Origin of the sequence: Paraburkholderia sp., assembly GCF_047605525.1 — a bacterium.
Lineage (GTDB): Bacteria > Pseudomonadota > Gammaproteobacteria > Burkholderiales > Burkholderiaceae > Paraburkholderia.
Map to the genome: position 1 here is coordinate 170124 of NZ_JASGFN010000003.1, position 26159 is coordinate 196282.

Here is a 26159-nt window from a genome sequence, read left to right on the forward strand (position 1 = left end):
GGGCGCGCCATACGGCACAATACGCAAAAATACATAAGTAATTGCCGCCGCCCATGCCCGCTCTGGATTACCGCACCGCGTTTCACCTCGCTCCGATCGGACTCGTGCTGTCGCGAGAACGGATTATCGAAGACTGCAACGACCAGCTCGCATCGATTTTCGGCTACCCGCGCGAGGCGCTCATCGGCCAGTCGTTCCAGGTGCTGTACCCGTCGGAGGATGAATTCGAGCGGATCGGCGCGCGCATTCCGCCGATCATGACCGCGCACGGCAGCTACGCGGACGACCGCATCATGAAGCGCGCGAACGGCGAACTGTTCTGGTGTCACGTGACGGGCCGCGCGCAGCAGCGCTCCGACCCGCACGCAGCGGGCGTCTGGACCTTCGAGGATCTGAGCGCGACACGGCGCGTCGCGGTGGAACTGACGCCGCGCGAACGCGAGATCGCCGCGCAGCTGGTGACCGGCAAGACCAGCAAGCAGATCGGCCGCGTACTCGATATCAGCCCGCGCACGGTCGACGTGTATCGCGCGCGGCTGATGCGTAAATACGATACGGGGAACGCGACCGAGTTGTTGCAGCGGCTGCTCGGGAGTTGAGAGAGGGATGAGGGGCCCGGATCGCCCGGGCCTCCGGACCGTCCGGAATGCCCTGCAGGGTTGTCAGGCCGCCTTGACGAGCGCCGCGCGCATAGAGCGTGTCCGGATCGTCGGCGCGCGCGAGTTCGAAGGCCGTATCGAAGCTGCTGCGCCCCGGCGTCGCCACCGACATCCGGCCGATCACGTCGCCCGGATAGTGAAGCTGCTTCAGAAACTCCATCGACGCATTGACGATCACCGGCCCCTGCCCGTCCACGTTGCCGCCGAGAAATCCCACCTGCTCGAACCACGAAATCCGCACCTGCTCCATGTAGCGGAAATAGACCGTGTTGTTCACATGGCCGAATGCGTCCATGTCGCCCCAGCGGATCGGCATCGTCATTTCGAAAACTGCGTGAAAATCGCTCATTCTGTACTTCCGTTCTTCCCTGCTTTGAAATGTTGAAACCTTGAAACGTCGAGGTGGCGCGCGGCCGGCGTGCTCAGGCGAGCCCGAAGCCGTCGTCGGCGGCAATCACCGCGCCGTTGATGAACTGCGATTCGTCCGCCGCGAGCAGGAGCAGGAGCCCGTCGAGATCTTCCGGCTTGCCGACGCGATGACGCGGCAACATCGACACGAGCTTCTGCCCCTGCTCGGTCGACCAGTGGTGATGGTTGATCTCGGTATCGATATAGCCGGGGCAGATCGCATTCACGTTGATGCCGTGACGCCCCCATTCGAGTGCCATCGCCTTCGTCATATGGACGACCGCGGCTTTGCTCATCGAATAGAGGCCGATCTGCGGCAGCACCCGCAGGCCCGCCATCGACGCGATATTGATGATCCGGTACGACGGCTTCTGCGCATTGTTGCCGCGCATGATCATGCGCTTGGCGACTTCCTGCGCGACGAAAAACGCGCCGCGCGTATTCGTGTCGAACACGTATTCGAAGTCGGCGGGTGTGACTTCCGAGAGCTTCTGCGTGGTCGACACGCCCGAGTTGTTGACCAGAATATCGATCGTGCCGGCCTCGGTCTCCGCGTGCGCGACCGCCGACTTGATGCTCTGGTAATCGGTCACATCGAGCGACACCACGTGCGCCGCGCCGCCGGACGCCTCGATCTCCGCGCGCAGTTCCTTCAACCGCTCGGTGCGCCGGCTCGCCAGCACGACCTTCGCGCCCGCCTGCGACAGCACCTGTGCGAAGCGCTTGCCCAACCCGCTCGAGGCGCCGGTGATCAGCGCGACCTTGCCTTCCAGATTGATCGAACGGCCCATTGTCGTTCCTTGTTCGGTTGTAGTGACAACTGCGGTTGACGAAGTGCGGTAGGACCGACGTCGCGGGTCGATACCGTATCATGAAATAGAACGATCGTGCCAATCTGCGCTCGTCGGGTTGCAGTGCAGGAACCGATCGCCCACAATACGAACCCGAAAAAAGCATTCTAACGGTAAGAGGAGCATCAATGACCCCCGCAAGTCTCATTGAGCAATACGGCCCACGCGAGTCGATGGAGTACGACGTCGTGATCGTCGGCGGCGGCCCGGCTGGCCTGTCGGCGGCGATCCGCCTGAAGCAGCGCGCTGCTGAAAAGGGCGTCGAGCTTGGCGTGTGCGTACTGGAAAAAGGCTCGGAGATCGGGGCGCATATCCTCTCGGGCGCGGTGATGGATCCGCGCGCGCTCACCGAACTGATTCCCGACTGGAAGGAAAAAGGCGCGCCGCTCACCGTCGAGGTGACCGAAGACCGCTTCCTGTTCCTCTCCGAAACGGGCGCGAAGAGCGTGCCGGCCTGGGCGCTGCCGGACAACTTCAAGAATCATGGCAACTACGTGATCAGCCTCGCGAACGTGACGCGCTGGCTGGGTCAGCAGGCCGAAGCGCTCGGCGTGGAGATTTTCCCGGGTTTCCCGGCCGCCGAAGTGCTGTACAACGACGACGGCTCGGTCAAGGGCGTCGCGACCGGCAACCTCGGCATCGGCAAGGACGGCGAGCCGACCGAAAACTTCCAGCTCGGCATGGAGTTGCACGCGAAGTACACGCTGTTCTGCGAAGGCGCGCGCGGCCACCTCGGCCGTCAACTGAACGACAAATTCAAACTGCGCGACGGCGTCGATCCGCAGGTCTACGGCATCGGCATCAAGGAGCTGTGGGAAATCGATCCCGCGAAGCACAAGCCCGGTCTGGTGATGCACACGGCCGGCTGGCCGCTCGAGAACGACACCTACGGCGGTTCGTTCCTCTATCACATGGACAACAACCAGGTCGTGGTGGGCTTCGTGGTCGGCCTCGGCTATTCGAATCCGTACCTGTCGCCGTTCGAGGAATTCCAGCGCTACAAGACGCATCCGGCGATCCGCGCGATTCTCGAAGGCGGCAAGCGCGTGTCGTATGGCGCGCGCGCGATCACCGCGGGCGGGCTGATGTCGCTGCCGAAGCTGGTGTTCCCGGGCGGCGCGCTGGTGGGCGACGACGCGGGCTTCCTCAACGCGTCGCGCATCAAGGGTTCGCATGCCGCGATCAAGACCGGCATGCTCGCCGCCGACGCGGCGTTCGACGCGGTGCAGGGCGGCCGCCAGGCGGACGAGCTGACCGCCTACCCGGAAGCGTTCAAAACCTCGTGGCTTTACACCGAGCTGTATCGCGCGCGCAATTTCAAGCAGTGGATGAGCAAGGGGCTGTACCTCGGCACGCTGATGGTCGGCATCGAGCAGAAGCTGCTGGGCGGTAACGTGCCGTGGACGCTGCATCACCAGCATTGGGATCACGAGATGCTGAAGCCTGCGTCGCAGTGCAAACCGATCACGTATCCGAAGCCGGATGGCAAGCTGACGTTCGATCGTCTCTCATCGGTGTTCATCTCCAACACGAATCACGAGGAGAATCAGCCGGCGCACCTGACGCTGAAAGACCCGTCGGTGCCGGTCAACGTGAACTGGCAGACCTATGCGGGTCCGGAGTCGCGCTACTGTCCCGCTGCCGTCTACGAGTTCGTGAAGAACGACGACGGCAGTGAGCGGCTCGTGATCAACGCGCAGAACTGCGTGCATTGCAAGACCTGCGACATCAAGGATCCGACGCAGAACATCGTGTGGGTCACGCCGGAAGGCGGTGGTGGGCCGAACTATCCGAATATGTAAGCGGTGTTCTGTTTGCCTTTGCGGCACCTGACGAAAGCCGGGTGTCGCGAAGGCAAATTTCGATGGCGCGTTCGTGCCGTCGTCTGTGTTTTCCTCTATTTCTCGGCGCTGAAATGCGCCACCAATCGCACCCGCCGTGTCAGCGTTACGGTGCGCTTGCCGCGATTTTCGGCGTGCTGACTTCGACATCGCCGCATTGCGCGCGATGGCGCAGCGCATGATCGATCAGCACCAGCGCGAGCATTGCCTCGGCGATCGGCGTCGCGCGAATGCCGACGCACGGGTCATGCCGACCGAAAGTTTCGACGACCGCCGGCTGCCCTGCCTTGTCGATCGAACGGCGCGGCGTGCGGATACTCGAGGTCGGCTTGATCGCGATCGACACCGTGATGTCCTGCCCGGTCGAAATACCGCCGAGCACGCCGCCCGCGTGATTGCCGACGAAGCCTTCCGGCGTCAGCTCGTCGCCATGCACCGAGCCGCGTTGCGCGACGCTCGCGAAGCCCGCGCCGATTTCGACGCCCTTCACCGCGTTGATGCCCATCATCGCGTGCGCGATGTCCGCGTCGAGGCGGTCGAACAGCGGCTCGCCGAGGCCGACCGGTACACCGGAGGCGACGACGTTGATGCGCGCGCCGATCGAATCGCCGTCCTTGCGCAGCGCGTCCATGTACGCTTCGAGTTGCGGCACGATCTCCGCATTCGGCACGAAGAACGGGTTCTCGCGCACCTGCGCCCAGTCGACGAACGGCACGTCGATCTCGCCGAGCGCCGCCATATAGCCGCGAATTTCGGTGCCGAACTTCTCGCGCAGCCACTTCTTCGCGACCGCGCCCGCCGCGACCGTCGGCGCTGTCAGCCGCGCCGACGAACGGCCACCGCCACGGTAGTCGCGAATGCCGTATTTCTGCCAGTAGGTATAGTCGGCGTGGCCGGGACGGAACGTCTCGGCGATGTTGCCGTAATCCTTGCTGCGCTGGTCCGTGTTGCGGATCAGCAGCGCGATCGGTGCGCCGGTGGTCTGGCCTTCGAACACGCCCGACAGGATCTCGACCTTGTCTTCTTCCTGGCGCTGCGTGACGTGGCGCGACGTGCCGGGCTTGCGGCGATCGAGTTCGAGCTGGATATCGGCTTCGTTGAGCGCCATGCCCGGCGGGCAGCCGTCGATCACGCAGCCGATAGCGGGACCGTGCGATTCGCCGAAGGTCGTGACAGTGAAAAGCGTACCGAGCGTGTTGCCGGACATGGGCGTCGTCCAAAGAAATGCGGGGAGGACGTTATTATGCCAGCCCGCCAGCATTGGAGCCGGTCCGCGCACCCCTCACCGCCCCGCTATTTCCGCGCGCCGCGCAGTTCGCTCACGATCTCCTGCAACTTCTCCGGCGTCGCCTGCGCCGGCTCGAGCGGCTCGCCGACCACGAGGCTCAGCCGGCTCATCACGCCTTTGCGGATCGGCCGCGGCCAATGCGCGTCGACGTCGCGTGAAAACACGCTGCCCCACAGGCCGCGCAGCGCCATCGGAATAACCGGCGCCGGCGTGCGCCTGACGATCTCGGCCACGCCATGGCGAAACGGACTCATCTCGCCGGTGCGCGTGAGCTTGCCTTCGGGGAAGATGCACACGAGCTCGCCGTCGGCGAGCGCCTGCGCGCACTGATCGTACGCGCGCGTGAGCAGCGCCGCGTCCTGATGCGCCGGAGCGATCGGAATCGCCTTCGCATGGCGGAACAGCCAGCCGACGAACGGCGTGCTGAAAATCTGATGATCCATCACGAAGCGGATCGGCCGCGGGCTCTCGGCCATGATGACGATCGCATCGACGAAACTCACGTGGTTGCACACGAGCACCGCCGCGCCCTCCTCCGGAATCCGCCCGGCATGCACGAGCCGGATCCGGTAGAACGTATGCACGAGCAGCCACGCGATAAAGCGCAGCAGAAACTCGGGCACGAGCGAATAGATGTAGCCCGCGACGGCCACGTTCAGCAGCGCGGTCACGAGGAAAATCGCCGGAATGCTGAAGCCCGCGGCGGTCAGGCCCATCGCCATCAGCGCCGACACGATCATGAACAGCGAGTTCAGGATATTGTTCGCGGCGATGATGCGCGCGCGATGGCTCGGCCGGCTGCGGCTCTGGATCAGCGCATACAGCGGCACGCTGTAGAAGCCGCCGAACATCGCGAGCAGAAACAGATCGGCGAGCACGCGCCAATGCGCGAGCCGGCCGAGAAACTCGCCGACGCTCAGCAGATGCCCGGCCGACGGCAGCGCGTGACTGGCGAAAAAGAGATCGATCGCGAATACGCTCATGCCGATCGAGCCGAGCGGCACGAGGCCGATTTCGATACGCCGCTTCGACAGTTTTTCGCACAGCAGCGAGCCGATCCCGATGCCGATCGAGAACGTCGCGAGCAGTACGGTCACGACATCGGGATCGGCGGACAGCACGTCTTTCGCGAAATTGAAGAACGAGGCGAGGAAGGTCGCGCCGACGAACCACAGCCAGGAAATGCCGAGCAGGCTCAGGAACACGGTGCGGTTTTCGTGCGCGAGCCTGAGATTGCGCCAAGTCTCGCTGACCGGATTCCAGTTGATGCGCAGATCGGGCTGCGGCGCGGGCGTGGCCGGCACGAAGCCCGACACGGCGCGCCCGATCAGCGCGATCGCAATGCACGCGCAAGCCAGCACCGCCGCGCCATGTATGGCGAACCCCGCGCCCGCGCCCGCGCCGCCGACGATCGTGCCAATCAGAATCGCGACGAAGGTGCCCATCTCGACCATGCCGTTGCCGCCGACCAGCTCCGCCTTCGACAGATGCTGCGGCAGATACGAATACTTGACGGGGCCGAATACGGTCGAATGGACGCCCATCAGGAACGTGCACAGATACAGCAGTGGCGCGCTATGCAGCCAGAAACCGGCGCCCCCGACCAGCATCACGCCGATCTCGAAAGTCTTGACGAGGCGCGTGAGTGTCGCCTTGTCGTACTTGTCGGCGATCTGACCCGAGGTGGCCGACAGCAGCACGAACGGCAGAATGAAAATCGCCGAGATCAAAAACGCGGCGGTCTTCGGATCGACACCGGAAAAACGCGCCGCCTGATACGTGACGAGCGACGTGAAGCCGATCTTGAACACGTTGTCGTTCATCGCGCCGAGGAACTGCGTCCAGAAAAACGGCGCGAAACGGCGCTGGCCGAGCAGGCGAAACTGGGATTCGTGTGCTTCGTGCGCGCGAGCGGCGCGGCGGGCGGCAGGCAAGGGACGATCGCTCATGAAGTTCGGGGGACGGCGCACGGGAATGGCGACGCGGCAGGCGGCGCGGCGGCCGGGAAGACAGGCGCGGCGAGCGCGCGGGCGGCTGCGGGGAACAAGCTGCCGTGCAGGTTGCCCCCACGCGTGTACCCGTGCGCTCGCGTTCGGGCCGCCCCGCGGCCGGACATACAGCCGGACACAAAAAAAGCGCACGCTTTCGCGCACGCCCTTTCAGCGGATTCGCGCTCCGGACAACCGCCCGAGCGCGACGTCCGGGCCACGCGCATTAGCGCGTCGGCTGCTGTTCCTGTCCTTCCTGCTCTTCCGGCCAATCGCGGATATAGGCCTTCAGCATGCGGTTTTCGAAACCCTGCTCCTCGACCACCGCCTTCGCCACGTCGTAAAACGAGATGACGCCCATCAGCGTGCGGCTCTCCATGACCGGCAGATAACGCACGTGATGCTCGAGCATCATGCGGCGCACTTCGTTGACGTCGGTTTCCGGCGTGCAGGTGAGCGGATGGTCGTCCATCACCTTGCGGATCGTCGAAGTGCCGACGCTGCCGCCGTTCTTGCTCAGCGTCAGAATGATTTCGCGAAACGTCAGCATGCCGACGAGGTCGCCGTACTCCATCACGACGAGCGAGCCGATATCGTGTTCGGCCATGGTATTGACGGCGTCATGCAGCGTGGTATCCGGCGTGACCGTAAAAAGGGTGTTGCCCTTGACTTTAAGAATGTCGCTGACTCGCATGATCTATCTCCTGATACCGCCAATTCTGCAATGCATGAAATGTTTTTTCGATCCTAGCGGAAAGGCCCATAAAAGGAAAGCGGGCCGCCCGGCAAGGCGCGGCGGGCGTTCGTCATCTTGAATTCACACGGTTTTGCTCACCTGCCCCGGCGCGTTTCCCGAAAAAGCGGGGAAAACCGCGCTTGAAGCGGCGCGCACCGGTGATAGGATGGCCGCGACTCTCACCTTCGCGAGGCCGTTCGCGGCCCGCCGCCCACGATGTCCGCCAACCGCTTCGATACGCTTGCGCTGCACGCCGGCGCCGCCCCCGACCCCACCACCGGCGCGCGCGCCACGCCGATCTATCAGACTACGTCGTTCTCGTTCCGCGATTCGGACCACGCGGCGGCGCTCTTCAACATGGAGCGCGCCGGCCACGTTTATTCGCGCATCTCGAATCCGACCGTCGCCGTGTTCGAGGAACGCGTCGCCGCGCTCGAGAACGGCGCGGGCGCGATCGGCACCGCGAGCGGCCAGGCGGCGCTGCATCTGGCGATCGCGACGCTGATGGGCGCGGGCTCGCATATCGTCGCCTCGAGCGCGCTGTACGGCGGCTCGCATAACCTGCTGCACTACACGCTGCGGCGCTTCGGCATCGAGACGAGCTTCGTCAAGCCCGGCGACCTCGACGCATGGCGCGCCGCGCTGCGCCCCAATACGCGTCTGCTGTTCGGCGAAACGCTCGGCAACCCGGGGCTCGACGTGCTCGACATCGCCGCGGTTGCGCAGATCGCGCACGAACATCGCGTGCCGCTGCTGGTTGACTCCACCTTCACGACGCCCTGGCTGCTCAAACCCTTCGAGCATGGCGCCGACTTCGTCTACCACTCGGCGACCAAGTTTCTCGGCGGCCACGGCACGACGATCGGCGGCGTGCTGGTGGACGGCGGCACGTTCGATTTCGACGCGTCCGGCCTCTTTCCCGAATTCACCGAGCCTTACGACGGCTTTCACGGCATGGTGTTCGCCGAGGAAAGCACGGTCGCGCCGTTCCTGCTGCGCGCCCGCCGCGAGGGGTTGCGCGACTTCGGCGCGTGCCTGCATCCGCAGGCCGCGTGGCAACTGCTGCAAGGCATCGAGACGCTACCGCTGCGCATGGAGCGGCACGTCGCCAATACGCGGCGCGTGGTCGACTTCCTCGCCGGCGAGGCGGCGGTCGAAACGGTCGCTTATCCCGAGTTGCCGACGCATCCGGACCACGCGCTCGCGCAGCGGCTGCTGCCGCGCGGCGCCGGCGCGGTGTTCAGCTTCAATCTGCGCGGCGACCGCGCGGCCGGGCGCCGCTTCATCGAGGCGCTCACGCTGTTCTCGCACCTCGCGAACGTCGGCGACGCGCGCTCGCTCGTGATCCATCCGGCCTCGACGACGCACTTCCGCATGGACGCCGCCGCGCTCGCCGCGGCCGGCATCACGGAAGGCACGATCCGTCTGTCGATCGGCCTGGAAGACCCCGACGACCTGATCGACGATCTCAAGCGCGCGCTGAAGGCCGCGCAGAAAACCACGCAAACGGCGGGCGGCGGTACCGCGACGCCGCGCGGCAATGCCTCGCCGGAACGCGCCGGCACCGCGAACGCCGCGCCCTCCCGCCCGGAGTCCGCATGATCCTCACCGTTCAAGGCAAACCCGCCTACGCCTACACCGGCGGCAAATCCTTCGACGCGAGCCTGCCGACGGCGGTGTTCATCCACGGCGCCGAGCACGATCACAGCGTGTGGGGGCTGCAAAGCCGCTACTTCGCGCATCATGGCTTCGGCGTGCTCGCGGTCGATCTGCCCGGCCACCGCCGCAGTGCCGGCCCCGCGCTCACCACGGTCGCCGCGCTGGCCGACTGGCTCGCCGCGCTGCTCGACGCGGCGGGCGTCGCGCGCGCGTTCGTGGCGGGCCACAGCATGGGTTCGCTGATCGCGCTCGACTTCGCCGGCCGCTACCCGGAGCGCGCGACGCATCTCGCGCTGCTCGCAACCGCGATGCCGATGACCGTGTCCCCGTCGTTGCTCGACGCCGCGCTCAACCGCGAGCCGGAAGCGATCGGCATGGTCAACCAGTGGTCGCACTCGACGCTCGCGGCCAAGCCGTCCTGCCCTGGCCCCGGCTTCTGGTTGCGCGGCATGAACCAGCGGCTCATGGAACGCGTCTGCGCGAGCGGCGAACCGCATCTGTTCCACACCGACTTCACCGCGTGCCACGCCTACGCGGACGGCCTTGCCCGCGCGGCCCAGGTGCGCTGCGCGACGCGCCTGATCGTCGGCCGGCGCGATGCGATGACGCCGCCGCGCGCGGCGCGAGCGATTGCCGATGCGCTCGCGCAGGCCGGCACCCCAGTCGACACCGTCACGCTCGAAGCAGGCCACGCGCTGATGACCGAGCAGCCCGACGCGACGCTCGATGCGCTATTCAGTCTCGCGTCGAAGACACCCCGCGAAGCGCGATAAAAGCGCGTGGAAAGTCGCCGGAAAGCGTTGCAGATGAGCGTCGCGAATGGTCAAGATACCCGCGCAAAAACCGCCGCGCCATCTGCCGAATGGCCAGGTTGCACTCGGCTGGCGATCGCCGGACAATGATTGAAGCCGGTCTTTTTCGGCCCGCGTCCACATCCGGAGGCCATCATGGCTCATACAGCGCATACCGATCACTTCGCGAGCTTCGCGGAGTTTTATCCGTACTACCTGAGCGAGCATCGGAACCTCGTCTCGCGGCGCCTGCATTTCGTCGGATCGCTCGGCGTGATCGGCTGTCTCGCGATGGCGCTCGCCACCGGCAACTGGCTCTGGCTGCCGGCGGCCGTGATCTGCGGCTACGGCTTCGCGTGGGTCGGCCATTTTTTCTTCGAGAAGAACAAGCCGGCCACCTTCCGCCATCCGTTTTACAGCCTGATGGGTGACTGGGTGATGTTCAAGGACATCTGCGTAGGGAAAATTTCGCTGTAGGTTCGCCGGGGTTGGCGCCACGCGTAGACAAGCTGCAAACAGGACGCGGGCCGAGCCGCCATCGATGCATCGTTACCAGCCGCGGCGGCCGGCCTATTACGTGAACGCGAGCCGCCGCATCAAATCACCGCATCCCATGCAACGTCACGCCGCCTGGTGCGGCATCGAAGCCGCCGCGCGCTCGCTCTCGCCGGCCCGCGCGGCGCGAGCAGCCGCCCGCGCCGCCAGTAGCGCGGCAAGCGTCACCTTCAGCTTGTCGTTATCGAGCGCGGCCAGCAGCATGTCGCCATCCACGCGCGTCGAATCGAGTTCAAGCTGATACGTCAGCTCCGCGCGGTCGATCACGAACAGGTCGTAAAGCCGCTGCACCATGACCTGCGCCGGGTTCGCGAGCAGCACGAAATGCGGACCGGTACGGTCCTCCTCCAGACGCGCGATCCACTCGATCTCCTCGAGCCGCTGCAACAGCATCAACGTCGTGTCCATGTCGCGGCGAAGCATCCGCGCGAGCTCCGGCATCGTATAACCGCGCTTGCCGGCCTCGCGTGCTTCCGAGAGCCGCGCGAGCAGTTCGAGCGAATCGAACAGATTGCTGCCGTTGAACACGGGCCGGTGAAACTGGCCGATGCGAATGGCCGGCAACGCCGACGCGATCATCGCCCCAGTGAGCGTGATGAACCAGCACAGATACATCCACAGCAGGAACAGCGGCACTGCGGCGAACGCGCCATACACCGCGGTGTACGTCGGAATGCGGCGCACGTAATAGCCGAAACCGCGCTTGGAGAGCTCGAAAGCGACCGCCGCGATCACGCCGCCGACCACCGCGTCGCGCCATTCGACGCGGCAGTTCGGCAAATAAACGTAAAGAATCGTGAACGCGAGCGCCGTCAGCGGCAGCGTGGCGCCCGCGAGCGCCCATTCGATCAGCGGGGTGATGCGCTGCGCGGCCGAGAACGACATCGATTGCGTGAACAGATACGACGAGATCGACAGGCTCACGCCGATCAGGATCGGACCGAGCGTGATGATCGCCCAGTAGACCAGAACGCGCTGCGCGACGGGCCGCGCCTTACGCACGCGCCAGATCACGTTGAACGCGGATTCGACGGTCATCATCGTCATCACCGCGGTGACGAACAGGATGATCATGCCGATCGTGGTCAGCCCCTTGGCCTTCGACGCGAACTGGTTCAGATACTTGAAAATCTGGTCGTTCAATTGCGCGGGCATCAGGTGGTCGGCGAGAAAAAACTGCAGCGACGCCTGGAACGAACTGAAGATCGGAAACGCGGTGAACAGCGCGAACGCGACCGTGGCGAGCGGCACGAGCGAGAGCATCGTCGTGAACGTCAGACTGCCCGCCACCTGTGGAATCCGGTCCTCACCGATGCGTTGCGCGGCGAACTGCGCGAGCCGTTTGAGCGTGTCGAGATCGAAACGCATCCTGGACAACAAACCTGCCTCCTTGCTTCCTGAACCGCTAAAACCGGGGCTGCGGGAACCGCGCGCGGCGGCCGGCCGAAGCACCCTGGCCGAACGGCCATGAGTGGCCTGTGCGACGGACCGAGCCCCTATAATACCCGTTCACCGATGAGGCCTATGAAAGACATTCTCGTGCTTTATTACAGCCGTCACGGCGCCACCCGCGAGCTCGCGCTGGCGATCGCGCACGGCGTCGACAGCGTCCCCGGCATGCAGGCGCGGGTGCGCACCGTGCCGGCGGTTTCCACGGTCTGCGAGGCGGCCGAGCTGGACATTCCCGCCGAAGGACCGCCGTACGTCGAACTGCGCGATCTCGAGGAATGCGCGGGCCTCGCGCTCGGCTCGCCGACCCGCTTCGGCAACATGGCCGCCGCGCTCAAATACTTTCTCGACGGCACCACGCCGCAGTGGCTAGCCGGCGCGCTGTCCGGCAAACCGGCCTGCGTGTTCACGTCGACCGGCAGCCTGCACGGCGGCCAGGAATCCACGCTGCTGTCGATGATGCTGCCGCTGCTCCATCACGGCATGCTGATCGTCGGCATTCCGTACACCGAGAGCGCGCTCTCCACCACGCAAACCGGCGGCACACCCTACGGCGCGTCGCATTTCGCGCGCGCCGGCACGGCCGGGCAACGCATCTCCGCCGACGAGCGCACGCTCGCCGTCGCGCTTGGCGCACGCGTCGCGCGCACGGCGGCGTCGATGAGCGAAAGACCGTGAGCGCACCGGATCCGCGGCCGGCTGAAAACGGCGCCGCCCGTCGGGACGCGCATCGCGCCGAAGCCACGGTCGCTGACGACCTTACGGACACCGCGCCGGCGGCAACTGCAAAAGACGCCGCGCACGCGAACCTCACTGCAAACGCATCGTTGCGCGCCACCGCCGTGCCCGTGCACCCCCGAGCCGCCGCGGCGTTGATCGCCGCTTTTACGCTGGTCGCGATGATCGCGCTCGCCGTCGCATGGGAATGGTGGCTCGCGCCGCTGCGGCCCGGCGGCTCGCTGCTCGTGCTCAAGGCATTGCCGCTGCTCTGCGCGCTGCCGGGCGTGTGGCGACGCCGGCTCTACACGCTGCAATGGGCGTCGATGCTGATCCTGCTGTATTTCGCCGAGGGCGTCGTGCGCGGCTGGAGCGATCATGGACTGAGCGCGCGGCTCGGCTGGCTGCAAGCGGCGCTGGCGGTAATCTTTTTCGCCGGTGCGCTCGCTTATGTCGGACCGTTCAAGCGCGCGGCAAAGCGGGCGGCAACGCAGTCCGCCGCGGATGCCGCCCGCGACGAGGCCCGGCATGAGTGATTCGACCCACGCAGCCGCCTGACATCCGCGCCCGAAGCACACCCAGGCCCGCGCCCCAAGCCCGCTCCCACCCGACTCCAACACCGCCGACCGACCCACATGACCCACACCGCCTTCCTCGCCGCCTGCCGCGACGCCATCGGCGCGGCCCACGTGCTCACCGACCCGCACGACACCGCCCCCTATCTCACCGACTGGCGCCGCCGTTACACCGGCGCGGCCTGCGCGGTGCTGTGTCCGGCCACGTCCGCCGAGGCCGCGGCGCTCGTGAAACTCGCCGTCGAGCATCGCGTCGCGCTGGTGCCGCAGGGCGGCAACACCGGTCTCGCGGGCGGCGCGACGCCCGACGCGAGCGGCGCGCAGGCGGTCATCAGTCTGCGGCGGGTGAATCGCGTGCGCGATATCGATCCGCACAACAACACGATCACGGTCGAAGCCGGCGTGATCCTCGCCGACGTGCAGAAGCACGCCGAAGCGGCCGGCCGTCTGTTTCCGCTGAGCCTCGCCGCCGAAGGCAGTTGCACGATCGGCGGCAATCTTTCGACCAACGCGGGCGGCACCGGCGTGCTGCGCTACGGCAACACGCGCGAGCTGTGCCTCGGCCTCGAAGTCGTGACGCCGCAAGGCGAGCTGTGGGACGGCCTGCGCGGGCTGCGCAAGGACAACACCGGCTACGATCTGCGCGACCTGTTCATCGGCGCGGAAGGCACGCTCGGCATCATCACCGCGGCGGTGCTCAAGCTGCATCCGCAGCCGGCCGCGCGCGTCACCGCGCTCGCCGCGCTCGCGTCGCCGCACGCGGCGCTCGATTTTCTCGCGCTCACGCAAAGCGTCGCCGGACCGCTTCTGACCGGCTTCGAACTGATGTCGGATTTCTGCCTGCGCCTCGTCGGCCGGCATTTCGCGCAGATGCGCTATCCGTTCGCCGAGCCGCATGCGCAGGTCGTGCTGCTCGAACTGTCGGACAGCGAGAGCGAGGAACACGCGCGCACGCTGTTCGAGAGCCTGATGGAAACGGCGCTGGAACAAGGTCTCGTCGAAGATGCCGTGGTCGCGGAAAACCTCGCGCAGTCGCGCGCGTTCTGGAATCTGCGTGAGCACATTCCGCTCGCGCAGGCGGAAGAAGGACTGAATATCAAGCACGATATCGCGGTGCCGATCTCGCGCATCGGCCACTTCATCGAGGCGACCGACGCCGCCATCGGCGAGGCCGCGCCGGGCGCGCGCATGGTGACGTTCGGCCATCTCGGCGACGGCAATCTGCACTACAACGTGCAGGCGCCCGAGGGCGTCGACGCGAAGACGTTTCTGAAGCAGTACCAGAGCCCGATCAACCGGATCGTCTACGACAGCGTGCACGCGCATCGCGGCAGCATCAGCGCCGAGCACGGGCTCGGTCAGTTGAAGATCGACGAGGCCGCGCGCTACAAGCAGGACGTCGAAGTGCAAATGATGCGCGCGATCAAGCAGGCGCTCGATCCGCTGAATCTGATGAATCCGGGCAAGGTGCTACGCTAGTATCTGAAGCCTTCGCGGTCCGGCGCGGAGGCGTTTTCTCGGGAGTCGCGTCCGTGAAGATTCGCGTGCTGTCCGATCTGCATCTGGAAAACGACGAACCTGAACTGATTGCCCATGCGTCAGCGGATCTGGTCGTGCTGGCCGGCGACATCCACAATCATGCGGCGGGTCCGCGCTGGGCCGCGCAGGCATTCGACGGCTCGGTGCCGGTCGTCTACGTGCCGGGCAATCACGAGTACTACGACGGCGAATTCGGCGCGCTCGAGAGCGCGATGCTCGACGCGGCCGCGCAGCTCGACAACGTGCACGTGCTGAACAACGCCGCGCTCGTCGACAGCCAGGGCCGCTGGCGCGTGCTCGGCACGACGTTGTGGACCGACTTCGCGCTATACGGCGCGTCGCCGGCGGAAATCGACGAAGCGATCGACGCCGCGCGCCGGGTCATGCTCGATTATCGCGGGCGGATCCAGATGAACTGGCCGCACGACACCCATGACGCCGCGCGCGATTTCACGCCCGCCGATTCGCTCGCGCTGCACCGGCACGCGCGCGCATGGCTCGAAGCCGAGCTCGCGAAGCCGTTTGCCGGCAAGACGATCGTGGTCACGCATCACGCGCCGCATCGGCTCAGTCTCGCCGAACGCTACGCGCAGGACCGCGTGTCGGCGGGCTTCGTCAGTCATCTGCCGGAACTCGTGCGCGCGCCCGTTGCACTATGGATTCACGGCCACACGCATACGTCGTTCGACTATGCGGTGAACGGCACGCGCGTCGTGTGCAATCCGCGCGGCTATTTCGACCGGCGTACGGCTCTGTGGGAAAACGCGCTGTTTGCGTGGGATAAGGTTGTCGAGATCTAGCGGGCGGCTCGATATCGACGTGGGGCAAGCGCGAACATGACGCTCGAAGGCGAACCGCGCCGGATGATCGAAGCGCCCCGCCCACAACCGCGAATGGCAGCGGCAACGCGGCGCTCGGGAAGAAGAAAAAGCCTGTTAGAACCGTGGGCTCCGCAAGCCCTTCAAGAATGTCCGCAAAGACTCCGAGCGGACCGCCGCGGCCACCCATGCACCAACCTCAGTGCTCGCGCCGCTGCGTATCCGGCTGCTCGACCTTGACCGGCACGAGTTGCGGCTGCTGTTCGCGCATGCGGCGCAGCAGATCGCGCGACGCCGCGACGCCGATCAGTCCAAACATGACGGCCACGCCGATCACCAGGTGCGTATCCATGAATTTGTCGTCCTTCAGTGGTTGCGATGCGCCGAATGGCGGCGAATTCAGCGCGTCCGCAAAGAACGGCAGCGCGTGAACGACACGTTAGCAAATCGGCCGCGCGCTAAAAGTAAAGAAATGTTGCGGTGCGGCGCTTATGTAACAGGTTGTCGTCGGCGGCCCCGTCACACCGCGCGCCGCTCGAACGTCGAGCATTACAAGGACATGGACATGCGCGCGGCACGCCACTGGGAGGCGCGCCAAGGGTATGCACGTAGAAATGCGTTCTAAAACACGCTGAAGCGCACGGTCACGATCGGGCGAACTGCCGCAGCTCCGCCTGATCCACGGCAAGCGTCGACGGCAGCTCGTCGCGCAGAAACTCGACCCACGTGCGGATCTTCGCATCCAGATACTGCCGCGACGGATACAGCGCATACAGGTTCATTTCCTGCGACGTGTACTCGGGCAGCAGCCACACGAGCTCGCCGCTGCGCAAACCGCTGATCGCCGAATAGATCGGAATCAGCGCGATGCCCATGCCCTCGCTCACGGCCACCGCCATCGCCTCGGCCACGTTCACCTGGAACGTGCTCGCGCCGAGCGAAACGGTTTCCTCGCCGTTCGGGCCGTCGAAGGTCCATTTGTCCGGCGGATACACCGGCGAGACCATCTGCAGGCAGGTGTGCTGCGCGAGGTCCGACGGCGTCTGCGGCACACCGCGCCGCTCGATATAGTCCGGCGACGCGCACGCAATGCTGAACGCGCTGCCGAGACGCTGCGACACGAGCCCCGAATCCGGCAAGCCGGTCGCGAGAGTCAGCGAAACGTCGAAGCCTTCGTCGAGCAGATCGGGCATGCGCTGCGCGAGCGTGAGCTCGATATGCACGTCCGGATAACGCGCCTGATAGCGGCCCACCGCCGGCACGACATAGTGCTGGCCGAAGCTCGTCATCGCGTGAACCTTGAGCTTGCCGGACGGGCGGGCGTGCGCGTCGCTCGCCTCGGCTTCCGCCTGATCCACATACGCAAGAATCTGTTCGCAGCGTTGCAGATAGCGCTCGCCGGCCTCGGTCAGCGCGATGCGGCGCGTGGTGCGGTTCAGCAGCCGCGTGCGCAGATGTGCTTCCAGATCGGAGACCGCGCGCGACGCATACGCGGTCGTCGTATTGAGATGCTGCGCGGCGCCCGTGAAGCTGCCTGCTTCGACGACGCGAACGAAAACGCGCATGTTTTGAAGCGTGTCCATACCCTTACTCCGGCCCCATGCAACCGTGACGATTGAATGGCGGCGATTGTTACACGATTCGCAAAGGCAATTATCTCATGTTTCGTAAGAATGCCTTGCATCTTTACCGGTTATTCCCCAATCGATCGAAAAATATAATTACGCCCAAGCATCTATAGTCATTTCTGGAGGAAATCGTGCAGTCTCCGGTACCGAAAGGGATCGCCGCGGCAGTGGTTCTTACGATCCTATTAACAATCGCCGGATGCGCAAGTACCGGAGGCGTCGCACCGCAAACGCGCGCGATCGCGCCTGCGTCGCTCGACGCGGGCAACGCGATCCGCGCCGCCAACGCCGATGCGCAGTGGCCCGCCGCCGACTGGTGGCGCGCCTATGACGATCCGCAACTGAACCAGTGGATCGAGACCGCGCTCGCCGGCAATCCGAGTCTCGCGCTCGCGCAGGCGCGCGTGCGCGAGGCGGCATCGATGGCCGGCGTCGCGCGTTCGGCGCTCGCGCCGCAAATCAACGGCGAGCTGTCGATCCAGCGTCAGAAATGGGCCGACAACCTGTACTACGGTCCGGGGTCGCTCGCGGGCGAGCAGTCGTGGAACAACACCGGCACGCTCGGCCTGTCGTATCACCTCGATCTGTGGGGCAAGGACAGGAACGCCGCCAAGCGCGCGCTCGACCTCGCGCACGCGAGCGCCGCCGACGCGCGCGCCGCGCAGCTCGAACTGCAAAGCAACGTGGTGCGCACCTATATCGAGATCTCGTTGAACTACGCGCTGCTCGACATCGCGAAGGCCACGCTGCGGCAACAGCAGCAGATCGTCGAGCTGGCAAGCCGGCGTCTGAAGGGCGGCATCGGCACGCAGCTCGAAGTAAGCCAGGCCGAAACACCACTGCCCGAGTACGAGCGCCAGATCGACGCGATCGACGAAAAGATCGCGCTCGGCCGCAACCAGCTCGCCGCGCTCGCGGGCAAAGGCCCCGGCGCCGGCGATACGATCCAGCGCCCGGCGCTGTCGCTCGACACATCCGCCGCGCTCGCCGACCTGCCGGCCGCGCTGCCCGCCGATCTGATCGGCCACCGGCCGGACGTGGTCGCGGCGCGCTGGACCGTCGCCGCGCAGGCACGCGGCATCGACGTCGCGAAGGCCGACTTCTATCCGGACATCAACCTGCTCGCGTCGATCGGCGGCTATGCGGCGATGGGGCCGCTGCTCCAGTTTCTGAAGAATCCGTCGCATAGCTGGAGCGCGGGTCCCGCGCTGTCGCTGCCGATCTTCGACGGCGGCCGGCTGCGCTCGCAGCTCGGCGCGGCGTCGGCGGGCTACGACGAGGCGGTCGAGCACTACAACCAGTCGATCATCGGCGCACTGAAGGACATCTCCGACCAGGTGATCCGCATCCGCTCGCTCGCGACGCAGGCCGACGACGCGGACCGCTCGGTCGCCGCGGCCCGCAAGAACTACGATCTGGCGCGCGAGGGCTACCGGCGCGGCTTGACCGACTATCTGAACGTGCTGGTCGCGCAAAGCCAGTTGCTGCGCGCGCAGGAAGGCGTCGCGCAGGTCCGGGCCGAACGGCTCGGCGTACATGCATCGTTGATGACGGCGCTCGGCGGCGGGCTCGACGAGCCGGCCAACGGTCCGCGGGACAACGAAACGCTGCCGGCGCACGGCAACGGCAGGAGCGGCGCGACGAACGCCGAAGCGAATGCAGCGGTCGCGCCGGAAAACGCGAGCGAGAGTGCGGGCGCAGCAGGCGCGAACGCAAAGGCAAACACGACCCCACCCGCCGCCTCCATCGCCGCGCGCGCCCCCCACGCGTCCGCGTCCGAGTAAGGAAGCCGGTCATGTCCACCCCTTCCACCACCCCGCACCCGGCCTCGCTTGCCACGCTCCACGAAGCCGCCGCCGAATGGGCGCGCACCGACGGCCTCACGTGGCTCTACCTGTTCAAGGCGCTCGCCGCATGCTTTCTCGCGCTCGGCATCGCGATGAAGCTCGACCTGCCGCAGCCGCGCACGGCGATGACGACCGTATTCATCGTGATGCAGCCGCAAAGCGGCGCGGTATTCGCGAAGAGCTTCTACCGGATCTGCGGCACGCTGGTCGGGCTCGTCGTGATGCTCGCGCTGCTCGGTCTGTTCGCGCAGCAGCCGGAGCTGTTCATCATCTCGACCGCGATCTGGGTCGGCATCTGCACCGCGGGCGCCGCGCGCAACCGCAACTTCCGCTCGTACGGCTTCGTGCTGGCCGGCTACACGGCCGCGCTGATCGGCATCCCCGCCTCGCAGCATCCGGACGGCGCGTTTCTGAGCGCGCTCACGCGGGTCGCGGAAGTCGTGATCGGCATCGTCTGCGCGGGCGCGGTGAGCGGGCTCGTGTTTCCGCAATTCGCCGGCATGCAGATGCGCGGCACCGTGCGCGCGCGCTTCTCGGCGTTCGTCGAATACGTGTCGGCGTCGCTCGCCGGGCGCAACGACCGCGCGCGGATCGAGGCGACCAACGCGCGCTTCGTCGCCGATATCGTCGGCTTCGAGGCGGCGCGCAGCGTCGCCGTGTTCGAGGGCCCCGCTTCACGCATGCGCGGCGGCCGCCTCGCGCGGCTGAACAGCGAGTTCATGACCGCGTCGACGCGCTTTCACGCGCTGCATCAGTTGATGAACCGTCTGCGCGCGAATAGCGCGAACGGCACCCAAGGCGCGGCCATCGCGATCGCCGCGCTCGAACCGTACTTCCGCGAGATCGCGCCGCTGCTCGCGAAGTCGGGCGAACCGGTACTCTCCGCGGCCGACGCCGCGCACGCCGCCGCCCAGCTCGACGCGTACAAGGCCGAACTGCCCAGGCGCGTGCGCGCGACCCGCGGCGAGCTCGAAACCCATCCCGACGCGCCGCTGCTCGATTTCGACACGGCCGCCGAGCTGCTATACCGCTTCATCGACGATCTGCACGCGTACGCGGCGACCTATGCTTCGCTCGCGGTCGACACGCACGCGCGCGAGCGCTGGATCGAGCGCTACGAGCCGAAAACCAACGCGATCGCGGCGGGCGTCGCGGGCGTGCGCGCGGCCATCGTGATGATGGTGCTCGGCGCATTCTGGATCGCGACCGCGTGGCCGAGCGGCTCGACGCTGACGCTGAACGCGGCGGCCGTGTGCGCGCTCGCGTCGTCGGCGCCGGATCCGAAGCGCACCGCGTTCCAGATGGCCGGCGGCACCGTGCTGGCGACGCTGATGGGCATGATCGCGGTATTCGGCGTGTTTCCGCACATCGACGGCTTCGCGATGCTGTGCGTCGCGCTCACGCCGTTCCTGCTGCTCGGCGTGTTCATGACCACGCGCCCGAAGCTCGCCGGCTACGGCGTCGGCTACTGCATCTTCTTCTGCTTTCTCGCCGGCCCGGACAACGTGATGCACTACGACCCGAGCGCGTTCATGAACGACGCGCTCGCGCTCGTGCTGTCGATGCTGGTGTCGTCGATCGCGTTCGCGGTGCTGCTGCCGCCGTCGACGCCGTGGCTGCGCAACCGCCTGCTCGTCGATCTGCGCCGCCAGGTCGTGCTCGCCGGCCGCGCGGGCCTCGCCCGCGTGCGCTCGCGCTTCGAAAGCGGCGCGCGCGATCTGATGTTCCAGATCAACGCGCTGTCGCCGAACGAACCCGGCATGAAGCGCGACACGCTGCGCTGGCTGTTCTCGGTGCTCGAAGTCGGCAATGCGGTGATCGACCTGCGCCGCGAAGTGGCCGCGCTGCCGTCGCACGCGCGCTACGAGAAAACGACGCCGTGGCGCGTCGCGCTGCGCGCCCTGCTCGAGGCGCTCGCCGCGCTGTTCGAGCGGCCCCGCGCAGACCGCTTCGCGCACGCGCTCACCGCGACCGCCGACGCGATCGCCGAAGTGCAGCAGATGATGGCCCGCTTCACGCCGTCGCGCGAAGAACGGCATCAACTGCTGCGCATCCTTAGTCAACTGCATTTCATCCGTACCGCGCTGCTCGATCCGCAGTCGCCGCTCGCCTCGGCGATGGGCGAACCCGGCGGACGCGGCGCATCAGAAGAAGAAGGAGTTCCCCATGCCACGTGATGTCGCCGTGCTCGACGCCTACGTGCCCGCCATCGTGCTGCTGTTTATCGCGGGCGCCGCGCTCACCTGGCTGCTCGATCGCGTGATCGCCTATACGGGCCTGTATCGCGTGGTGTGGCATCCCTCCCTGTTCCGGGCCAGCTTGCTCGTGTCCGTGTGCGGCCTTCTCGGCCTCGCCGTTTATCGTTGATCAGAGTCGAAACATGACCATCCGAAATCTCGTGGGCTTCATCGCGACAGCCATCATTTTTATCGTCGCGATACTGATCGGCCGCGTGCTGTGGGTTCATTACATGGATGAACCGTGGACCCGCGACGGGCGCGTGCGCGCCGAGATCGTCAACGTCGCGCCGGACGTATCGGGCGCGATCGTCGATCTGCCGGTCAAGGACAACCAGTTCGTGAAGCAGGGCGACCTGCTGATGCAGATCGATCCGTCGCACTATCAGATCGCGGTCGAGCAGGCGCAGGCGGCGGTGGCCGCGCGCCGTGCCGAGCTGCAGATGAAGCGCGACGACGCGCAGCGCCGCGCCGACATGGATTCGCTGGTGGTGTCGAAGGAAAGCCGCGAAAACGCGACGCATGCCGCGTCCGCCGCCGAGGCCTCGTACCAGCAGGCGCTCGCCGCGCTCGACGCCGCGAAGCTGAACCTCGAACGCACGCGCGTCGTGTCGCCGGTCGACGGCTACGTGACGAATCTCTCCGTGTTCCGCGGCGACTACGCGAGCGCGGGCGCGGCGAAGCTCGCGATCGTCGACAGCCACTCGTTCTGGGTCTACGGCTACTTCGAGGAAACCAAGCTGCCGCGCGTGCGCATCGGCGACAAGGCCGAGGTGAAGCTGATGAGCGGCGGCACGCTGCAAGGCCACGTGGAAAGCATCTCGCGCGGCATCTACGACCGCGACAATCCGCAAAGCCACGAACTGCTCGCCGACGTGAACCCGACCTTCAACTGGGTGCGCCTCGCGCAACGCGTGCCGGTGCGCGTGAAGATCGATTCGGTGCCGGACGACGTGGTGCTCGCGGCGGGCACGACCTGCACGGTGGTCGTGCGGCCGGGGTCGGCCAAGGCGGGCTGAGGTTCGCGAAATGCGGCGCGCGTGGAATCGCGAATGGCCGCGAAATCATCAAAGCCTGAACTTCCCGACCATCGCCTTCAACCCGCGCGCCTGATCGTCGAGCGAGCGGGCCGCGGCGGTGGCTTCCTCCACCAGCGCGGCGTTCTGCTGCGTGCCCGCATCCATCTGCGTGACCGCGAGGTTGATCGCCTCGATGCCGGCGCTCTGTTCCGATGACGCCGCCGAGATCTCGCCGATGATGTCGGTCACGCGCTTCACGGCCTTCACGACTTCGTCCATCGTCTGACCGGCGTCCGCGGCCAGCGCCGAGCCGTTGCCGACACGCTCGACCGAGGTCTGGATCAACGCCTTGATCTCCTTCGCGGCCGCCGCGCTGCGCTGCGCGAGATTGCGCACTTCCGCCGCGACCACCGAAAAGCCGCGCCCTTCCTCGCCCGCGCGCGCCGCCTCGACCGCCGCGTTCAGCGCAAGGATGTTGGTCTGGAACGCGATCCCTTCGATCACGCCGATGATGTCGCCGATGCTGCGCGCGCTGTCGTTGATGTCGTTCATCGTCGCGACCACGCGGCCGACCACCGCGCCGCCCTGCTCGGCGATCTCCGACGCGTTGTTCGCGAGCGTGCTCGCCTGCTTCGCGTTGTCGGCGTTCTGACGGACCGTCGACGTCAGTTGCTCCATGCTGGTCGCGGTGCGCTCGAGCGCCAGCGCCTGCTGCTCCGTGCGTTGCGACAGGTCCAGATTGCCCATCGAGATCTGCCCCGACGCGGTCGCGATCGCATCGGCGCTCGACGCGATGTCCGCGACCGTCGTCGCGAGTCCGCCTTGCATGTCGGCGAGCGCGAAGAGCATGCTCGAACGGTCCTTGCCGGTAAGCGTAATACGGCTGGACAGATCGCCCGACGCGATGCGGCTCGCGATTTCCTTCGCGTACGCGGGCTCGCCGCCCAACTGCGTGGTGAGCCGCCGCACCACCCATGCGGCGATACCGAACGCGAGCGCGATCAGCGCAAGCGTCATCACCGCGATCATCACGAACGACGAGTGGTAGATAAAGCCGGACGCGGCGATCGTCGCCTTTGCGGCGGTGCCGCGCTGCGCGACCAGTTCGTCGACGAGCTTTTCGAGCTTGCCGGTTTCCACCAGCAGCGACACGTCCTGCGTGCCGACCTGCCAGTTCATCTGCGACAGATCGAGCGGCTGGGCTTTCACGAGCGTCACGAAGTCGCGCAGATGCGCGCTCCATGTCGCGACGGCGGCGGCAAACGCCTTCTGTGCGCCGAACGCCTTCGGGTCCGATGGATCGACGTACTGCTGCAGCGTGCGCAGTTGTTCACCGAGACCGGCGATGCCGCGCTCGATGTCGACGCCGAGTTCGTCGCGCTCCTTCGCGGTGGTCGCGGTGAGCAGCGTTTTTTGCGCGCGGCTCGCGCGCAGCAGGTAGCCGCGCGCTTCCTCGGCGGCGCGGCTCGCAACGTGGCCCTGGTCGTAGATCGATTGCGCGGATGCGTTCAGGCGGCTGATCTGCGCGAGCGAAAACACGCCGATCAGCAGCGTGCCGAACAGCAGCACCGCGAACGCAATACGCAGCGTCGCCTTGACCGACAGACCGTCGAGCTTCGCCGCTGTGCCGCTTGCCCGTGAATTGCCCCGTGAATTGCCTCGCGGATTACCCCGTGAATTTGCGCGCGGATTCGTCGGACCGCCAGGCGGCCCATTGCCCAGCAAACCCGCGCCGTCCCGGCCGCCTCGCGCCACTGCTTTCATATACCCCGTCCCTACCTGTATAGACGCGCCGGAAAGGTCGGTTCCGGCATGACCGCTTATCTCTCCAGGTCTACGGCAGCAATGGCGTGTTCTTGAGTGTCGTTTGCGGAGTGACGCAAAAGCCGCGCCCGAATTGATCGGAAGATTCGCCGGCACGGGAGGGCACACGCATATCAGCCGCCGCTGTCCGATTCGCGACAAAACTTGTCCTTACAGTTTGCTCAAGCCACATTAAACTTCGATTAATTGCTTACAGGCGCCGCGACGAAATGCCGCGGCAGCTTGCCTGCGACGCCCGCCAGACGCCCAGCGCGCGGGCCCGCCGCCGGTTTTTCATTGTCACTTCTGCCCTGATCTTTCTAGCGTATGGAAACGAGCCTCGATAAAAGCGCCCTCGCCGGCGCATCCGCCCCGGGCGCCGGCGCGCCCACCCCGTCCGCGGCCGCGCCGGCGGCCGCCAAGGTCCAGCGCACGGTCTACTCGGTGCTCGGTGCGATCAGCTTCTCGCACCTGCTCAACGACATGATCCAGTCGCTGATTCTGGCGATCTACCCGATGTTCAAGGACAACTTCTCGCTGTCGTTTGGGCAGATCGGCCTCATCACGCTGACCTACCAGATCACCGCGTCGCTGCTGCAGCCGCTCGTCGGCAGCTATACCGACAAGCATCCGAAGCCGTACTCGCTGCCGGTCGGCATGGGCTTCACGCTCACCGGCCTGCTGCTGATGTCGGTCGCGCCGAATTTCGGCGTGCTGCTGATTGCCGCCGCGCTGGTGGGTTGCGGTTCGTCGGTGTTCCATCCGGAGTCGTCGCGGGTCGCGCGGATGGCCTCGGGCGGCCGTCACGGGCTTGCGCAGTCGCTGTTCCAGGTCGGCGGCAACGCCGGTTCATCGCTCGGACCGCTGCTCGCCGCGCTGATCGTGATTCCGCATGGCCAGCGCAGCATCGCGTGGTTTTCGGCGGCGGCGCTCGTCGCGATCGTCGTGCTCACGCAGATCGGCCGCTGGTACAAGCGCCATCCGTCGGTGAAGAAGGCGCGCGGCCAGGCCACGCATGCGACGCTGCCGCGCAACAGGATCATCATGGCGATGGGCGTGCTCGTGCTGCTGGTGTTCTCGAAGTACTTCTATCTCGCGAGCATCAACAGCTACTTCACGTTCTATCTGATCGACAAGTTCCATCTGTCGGTGCAGGCCGCGCAGATCCATCTGTTCGTGTTTCTCGCGGCGGTCGCGGCGGGCACGGTGATCGGCGGCCCGATCGGCGACAAGATCGGCCGCAAGTACGTGATCTGGGTATCGATCCTCGGCGTCGCGCCGTTCACGCTGCTGCTGCCGTACGCGAACCTGTTCTGGACCGGCGTGCTGACGGTCGTGATCGGCGTCGTGCTGGCCTCGGCGTTCTCGGCGATCCTCGTCTATGCGCAGGAGCTGATTCCGGGCAAGGTCGGCATGGTCGCGGGGTTGTTCTTCGGTTTTGCGTTCGGCCTTGGCGGCGTCGGCGCGGCGGTGCTCGGGCAACTCGCTGACGCGACCAGCATTACGTTTGTGTACAAGGTTTGCTCGTTCCTGCCGTTGATCGGTGTGCTGACGGTGTTGTTGCCGGATGTGGAGGGTAAGCGCGTGAAGGCTTGATAGGGTGTTGGGCGCTGCGCGCGGTTAGGAGGGGGAGGCGCCATATGGCGCCTTTCTTTTTTGCGGGTGCTGTGTGGATAGGTGGTTTTTTCGGGTGTGTTCTTGTGTCTGCGAATTTTTACGATGGCCTGAGCTTCGGTGTGCGCCGCCATACA

Annotated in this window: 22 protein-coding genes and 1 pseudogene; 14 read left to right on the forward strand and 9 right to left on the reverse strand. The window is 66.1% G+C overall.

Features of this window, described 5'->3' with window-relative positions; translation table 11 throughout:
* Positions 1-53: 53 nt before the first annotated feature.
* Positions 54-599: a LuxR C-terminal-related transcriptional regulator gene (locus QM685_RS05150; RefSeq protein ID WP_415113399.1), complete on the forward strand. Its 546-nt coding sequence runs from the start codon at positions 54-56 to the stop codon at positions 597-599.
* 79 nt (positions 600-678) lie between these two features.
* Here QM685_RS05150 and QM685_RS05155 read toward each other — a convergent pair.
* Both QM685_RS05155 and QM685_RS05160 read right to left on the reverse strand, forming a co-directional pair.
* Positions 679-1008 (reverse strand): annotated as a pseudogene (locus tag QM685_RS05155) (acyl-CoA thioesterase); the annotation flags it as partial.
* 73 nt (positions 1009-1081) lie between these two features.
* Complete coding sequence (locus tag QM685_RS05160) at positions 1082-1858, reverse strand: SDR family oxidoreductase (protein WP_415113401.1); 777 nt, start codon at positions 1856-1858, stop codon at positions 1082-1084.
* A gap of 188 nt (positions 1859-2046) precedes the next feature.
* Here QM685_RS05160 and QM685_RS05165 point away from each other — a divergent pair, with 188 nt between their 5' ends.
* Complete coding sequence (locus tag QM685_RS05165) at positions 2047-3720, forward strand: electron transfer flavoprotein-ubiquinone oxidoreductase (RefSeq protein WP_415113403.1); 1674 nt, start codon at positions 2047-2049, stop codon at positions 3718-3720.
* A gap of 145 nt (positions 3721-3865) precedes the next feature.
* On the opposite strand, the gene aroC is transcribed toward QM685_RS05165, so the two are convergent.
* The 3 genes from aroC to QM685_RS05180 form a co-directional block, all read right to left on the reverse strand.
* A complete protein-coding gene (gene aroC, locus QM685_RS05170; RefSeq protein WP_415113405.1) occupies positions 3866-4966 on the reverse strand; it encodes a chorismate synthase in 1101 nt (366 codons plus the stop codon).
* Positions 4967-5052: 86 nt separating this feature from the next.
* Positions 5053-6996 (reverse strand): MFS transporter, encoded by a 1944-nt coding sequence (locus QM685_RS05175; RefSeq protein WP_415113407.1) that lies wholly within the window; start codon positions 6994-6996, stop codon positions 5053-5055.
* 265 nt (positions 6997-7261) lie between these two features.
* Positions 7262-7729 (reverse strand): CBS domain-containing protein, encoded by a 468-nt coding sequence (locus QM685_RS05180; protein ID WP_415113409.1) that lies wholly within the window; start codon positions 7727-7729, stop codon positions 7262-7264.
* Positions 7730-7987: 258 nt separating this feature from the next.
* On the opposite strand from QM685_RS05180, the gene QM685_RS05185 reads away from it, so the two are divergent.
* The 3 genes from QM685_RS05185 to QM685_RS05195 all read left to right on the forward strand — a co-directional run bounded on the left by QM685_RS05185 (position 7988) and on the right by QM685_RS05195 (position 10698).
* Positions 7988-9373: an O-acetylhomoserine aminocarboxypropyltransferase gene (locus QM685_RS05185; RefSeq protein WP_415113411.1), complete on the forward strand. Its 1386-nt coding sequence runs from the start codon at positions 7988-7990 to the stop codon at positions 9371-9373.
* Complete coding sequence (locus QM685_RS05190) at positions 9370-10203, forward strand: alpha/beta fold hydrolase (RefSeq protein WP_415113413.1); 834 nt, start codon at positions 9370-9372, stop codon at positions 10201-10203. Before QM685_RS05185 ends, QM685_RS05190 begins: the two co-directional genes overlap by 4 nt.
* A gap of 174 nt (positions 10204-10377) precedes the next feature.
* Entirely contained in the window at positions 10378-10698 is a 321-nt protein-coding gene (locus QM685_RS05195; protein WP_233831180.1) for an Mpo1-like protein, read from the forward strand.
* Between the two features lie 144 nt (positions 10699-10842).
* Here QM685_RS05195 and QM685_RS05200 read toward each other — a convergent pair whose 3' ends face one another.
* Positions 10843-12144, reverse strand: a complete 1302-nt coding sequence (locus QM685_RS05200) for a YihY family inner membrane protein (protein WP_415113984.1) — start codon at positions 12142-12144, stop codon at positions 10843-10845.
* 156 nt (positions 12145-12300) lie between these two features.
* Here QM685_RS05200 and wrbA point away from each other — a divergent pair, with 156 nt between their 5' ends.
* The 4 genes from wrbA (at position 12301) to QM685_RS05220 (ending at position 15856) form a co-directional block, all read left to right on the forward strand.
* Entirely contained in the window at positions 12301-12903 is a 603-nt protein-coding gene (gene wrbA, locus QM685_RS05205; protein WP_415113415.1) for an NAD(P)H:quinone oxidoreductase, read from the forward strand.
* Positions 12900-13478, forward strand: coding sequence for a DUF2069 domain-containing protein (locus QM685_RS05210; protein WP_415113417.1), 579 nt, complete (start codon positions 12900-12902; stop codon positions 13476-13478). Before wrbA ends, QM685_RS05210 begins: the two co-directional genes overlap by 4 nt.
* 99 nt (positions 13479-13577) lie before the next feature.
* Positions 13578-14996: an FAD-binding oxidoreductase gene (locus QM685_RS05215; RefSeq protein WP_415113419.1), complete on the forward strand. Its 1419-nt coding sequence runs from the start codon at positions 13578-13580 to the stop codon at positions 14994-14996.
* A 53-nt stretch (positions 14997-15049) separates the two neighbouring features.
* Entirely contained in the window at positions 15050-15856 is an 807-nt protein-coding gene (locus QM685_RS05220; RefSeq protein ID WP_415113420.1) for a metallophosphoesterase, read from the forward strand.
* Between the two features lie 217 nt (positions 15857-16073).
* Here QM685_RS05220 and QM685_RS05225 read toward each other — a convergent pair whose 3' ends face one another.
* Complete coding sequence (locus tag QM685_RS05225; protein ID WP_415113422.1) at positions 16074-16226, reverse strand: hypothetical protein; 153 nt, start codon at positions 16224-16226, stop codon at positions 16074-16076.
* Positions 16227-16518: 292 nt separating this feature from the next.
* Positions 16519-17457 carry a LysR family transcriptional regulator gene (locus QM685_RS05230; RefSeq protein ID WP_415113424.1) on the reverse strand — a complete coding sequence of 313 codons (939 nt, stop codon included), beginning with the start codon at positions 17455-17457 and terminating at the stop codon, positions 16519-16521.
* Positions 17458-17633: 176 nt separating this feature from the next.
* Between QM685_RS05230 and QM685_RS05235 the strand changes: the two genes are divergently transcribed.
* The 4 genes from QM685_RS05235 to QM685_RS05250 are packed head-to-tail and all read left to right on the forward strand — an operon-like array spanning position 17634 to position 22605.
* A complete protein-coding gene (locus QM685_RS05235; RefSeq protein WP_415113426.1) occupies positions 17634-19286 on the forward strand; it encodes an efflux transporter outer membrane subunit in 1653 nt (550 codons plus the stop codon).
* Between the two features lie 11 nt (positions 19287-19297).
* Positions 19298-21526: an FUSC family protein gene (locus QM685_RS05240; protein WP_415113428.1), complete on the forward strand. Its 2229-nt coding sequence runs from the start codon at positions 19298-19300 to the stop codon at positions 21524-21526.
* Complete coding sequence (locus QM685_RS05245) at positions 21516-21716, forward strand: DUF1656 domain-containing protein (protein WP_415113430.1); 201 nt, start codon at positions 21516-21518, stop codon at positions 21714-21716. Before QM685_RS05240 ends, QM685_RS05245 begins: the two co-directional genes overlap by 11 nt.
* Before the next feature lie 13 nt (positions 21717-21729).
* Positions 21730-22605 (forward strand): efflux RND transporter periplasmic adaptor subunit, encoded by an 876-nt coding sequence (locus QM685_RS05250; protein ID WP_415113432.1) that lies wholly within the window; start codon positions 21730-21732, stop codon positions 22603-22605.
* Between the two features lie 48 nt (positions 22606-22653).
* Here the strand turns inward: QM685_RS05250 and QM685_RS05255 are convergent, their stop codons facing one another.
* Positions 22654-24369, reverse strand: a complete 1716-nt coding sequence (locus QM685_RS05255) for a methyl-accepting chemotaxis protein (protein ID WP_415113434.1) — start codon at positions 24367-24369, stop codon at positions 22654-22656.
* A 366-nt stretch (positions 24370-24735) separates the two neighbouring features.
* Here QM685_RS05255 and QM685_RS05260 point away from each other — a divergent pair, with 366 nt between their 5' ends.
* Positions 24736-26004 carry an MFS transporter gene (locus tag QM685_RS05260; protein WP_415113436.1) on the forward strand — a complete coding sequence of 423 codons (1269 nt, stop codon included), beginning with the start codon at positions 24736-24738 and terminating at the stop codon, positions 26002-26004.
* Positions 26005-26159 lie beyond the last annotated feature (155 nt).

Excerpts from the sequence above, each read along its gene's own strand:
- QM685_RS05250 (WP_415113432.1), top strand. The coding sequence starts at position 21,730 with ATGACCATCCGAAATCTCGTGGGCTTCATCGCGACAGCCATCATTTTT.
- QM685_RS05200 (WP_415113984.1), bottom strand. The coding sequence starts at position 12,144 with ATGCGTTTCGATCTCGACACGCTCAAACGGCTCGCGCAGTTCGCCGCG.
- QM685_RS05165 (WP_415113403.1), top strand. The coding sequence starts at position 2,047 with ATGACCCCCGCAAGTCTCATTGAGCAATACGGCCCACGCGAGTCGATG.
- QM685_RS05230 (WP_415113424.1), bottom strand. The coding sequence starts at position 17,457 with ATGGACACGCTTCAAAACATGCGCGTTTTCGTTCGCGTCGTCGAAGCA.
- QM685_RS05180 (WP_415113409.1), bottom strand. The coding sequence starts at position 7,729 with ATGCGAGTCAGCGACATTCTTAAAGTCAAGGGCAACACCCTTTTTACG.
- QM685_RS05160 (WP_415113401.1), bottom strand. The coding sequence starts at position 1,858 with ATGGGCCGTTCGATCAATCTGGAAGGCAAGGTCGCGCTGATCACCGGC.
- wrbA (WP_415113415.1), top strand. The coding sequence starts at position 12,301 with ATGAAAGACATTCTCGTGCTTTATTACAGCCGTCACGGCGCCACCCGC.
- QM685_RS05225 (WP_415113422.1), bottom strand. The coding sequence starts at position 16,226 with ATGGATACGCACCTGGTGATCGGCGTGGCCGTCATGTTTGGACTGATC.
- QM685_RS05190 (WP_415113413.1), top strand. The coding sequence starts at position 9,370 with ATGATCCTCACCGTTCAAGGCAAACCCGCCTACGCCTACACCGGCGGC.
- QM685_RS05260 (WP_415113436.1), top strand. The coding sequence starts at position 24,736 with ATGGAAACGAGCCTCGATAAAAGCGCCCTCGCCGGCGCATCCGCCCCG.
- QM685_RS05195 (WP_233831180.1), top strand. The coding sequence starts at position 10,378 with ATGGCTCATACAGCGCATACCGATCACTTCGCGAGCTTCGCGGAGTTT.
- QM685_RS05255 (WP_415113434.1), bottom strand. The coding sequence starts at position 24,369 with ATGAAAGCAGTGGCGCGAGGCGGCCGGGACGGCGCGGGTTTGCTGGGC.
- QM685_RS05240 (WP_415113428.1), top strand. The coding sequence starts at position 19,298 with ATGTCCACCCCTTCCACCACCCCGCACCCGGCCTCGCTTGCCACGCTC.
- QM685_RS05245 (WP_415113430.1), top strand. The coding sequence starts at position 21,516 with ATGCCACGTGATGTCGCCGTGCTCGACGCCTACGTGCCCGCCATCGTG.
- QM685_RS05150 (WP_415113399.1), top strand. The coding sequence starts at position 54 with ATGCCCGCTCTGGATTACCGCACCGCGTTTCACCTCGCTCCGATCGGA.
- aroC (WP_415113405.1), bottom strand. The coding sequence starts at position 4,966 with ATGTCCGGCAACACGCTCGGTACGCTTTTCACTGTCACGACCTTCGGC.
- QM685_RS05215 (WP_415113419.1), top strand. The coding sequence starts at position 13,578 with ATGACCCACACCGCCTTCCTCGCCGCCTGCCGCGACGCCATCGGCGCG.
- QM685_RS05185 (WP_415113411.1), top strand. The coding sequence starts at position 7,988 with ATGTCCGCCAACCGCTTCGATACGCTTGCGCTGCACGCCGGCGCCGCC.
- QM685_RS05175 (WP_415113407.1), bottom strand. The coding sequence starts at position 6,996 with ATGAGCGATCGTCCCTTGCCTGCCGCCCGCCGCGCCGCTCGCGCGCAC.